The 1,477-nt window shown below is 66.8% G+C and carries 1 protein-coding gene; it reads right to left on the reverse strand.

Annotation, left to right across the window (positions count from 1 at the left end; translation table 11 throughout):
* Positions 1-111 precede the first annotated feature (111 nt).
* On the reverse strand, positions 112-1,477 hold a 1,366-nt coding region (locus ACWEBX_RS40595; protein WP_451889704.1), incomplete at its 5' end, for an AAA family ATPase.

Below are 1,477 nucleotides of genomic sequence, written 5' to 3' on the forward strand. Positions count from 1 at the left end.
CCAGACGCACGCTGACACCGTGGGCGCGATCAACGTTCTACGGGCCGGGCTGGTCCGTCGCGAAGCCCAACCGGCATAGCGAGAAGCCCCCTCGTTCACGAGGGGGAGGAGTCACGAGACGGAGCTGTCGCGCACCGCACCACCAGTTTGGTCGGACAGAGTGGAGCGGGCTGCGGTGCACACGGCGACAGCCGGGGCCGGGTCAGGGTCGGCCCAGAAGAGGTTGGTGCAGCGAGTCGTCGCCGTAATGATCTTTTCGTAGTCGCTGTGAGCGTGGGTGTCAGCTTCGGCGAGGACGACCTCAGCACGTTCGAGTTGGCCGGTGTGCATGAGTGCCCGGCCGAGAAGAACACGGCTCTCCGTGGTGTGCTGATCGGCTTTGATCGCGGTGAGCAGTTCGATGGCTTGCTCGTTGTCATTGGAGTTCATGGCGATCGCGGCGGCCTGCCGGAGCAGGGCGGGTGCGGCCGTGCCGGTGGCAGCCAGCCGCCAGGCCGCGACATGGAGGGCATCATCGCGTCGCCTGAGGCCGTGAGACTCGATGCGCGCGGCTTGGCGCAGGGCGAGGTCGTAGCGCTGGAGAGCGGAGGTGCCGGCGGCGATGACCTCTCCGTACAGAGGGTGCGCCAGCGTGACCGTCACCCGGGCCCCCTGGACAGAGATCTCGACTATGCCTGATCGCTCGAGGTGCTCCAGGTCTGTGCGGTCAGCGAGGGCTGTGGCATCAGAGAGGGAGAGCGTCCGGCAAAAGGCGATCGCCTCGAGCAGCGGGCGTACCGCCGGCGGTGCGGAAGCGATCCTGCCGGCAATCAAGTCCCCAAGGCGCGGGGTGACAGGAAGCGGTTCTTCCGAGGTGTCCCAGACTCCGTCGTTGAGAGTGAGTTTCCCCTGGGCTATGGCCCCCAGTACGAGTTCTCTCAGGAACAGCGGGTTTCCATCGCTGGCACTGAACAGCGTGTGGAGAGCACGTCGGCTGACGGGACCCTTGAGGACACGCTGGAGGAGTTCTTCGACCTGGTCGCGAATCATGTGGTCAAGGTCGGTGCGGCGGATGTGGTCCCCGCGCTGCAGGAGAGCCTCGACGACGTCACTGGTCTGCTCACCGGTGCGGGCGGTGCCGATCAGGACTATCGTCCCGGAATCGAGGAGCTGGCCGAGCAGGGCAGCGGATGAACTGTCGAGCAGATGCAGGTCGTCTACGAGGATGACGGTGGGTTGGGACCGTTCCGACAGTGCCTGGGCCACGGTGCGGAAACCCTGGACGGGGTCGGTCATGTCGACGCTGGCAGGCAGGATGTGGGCGATCGCGCCGAGGGGGACCTTGGCCGCAGCCCGACTGGCCACGGCTTTCGCCGTGGGCCGCTCGCCGGTAGCGGCCAGGGCCAGAAACTCTTCCGTCAGGCGGGTTTTTCCCACGCCTGCGGGCCCGCAGATCAGCCAGCCACGAATGCGGCCGGGGAGCGCGCAACCGATGAAC

The organism is Streptomyces sp. NPDC005070 (assembly GCF_053600395.1).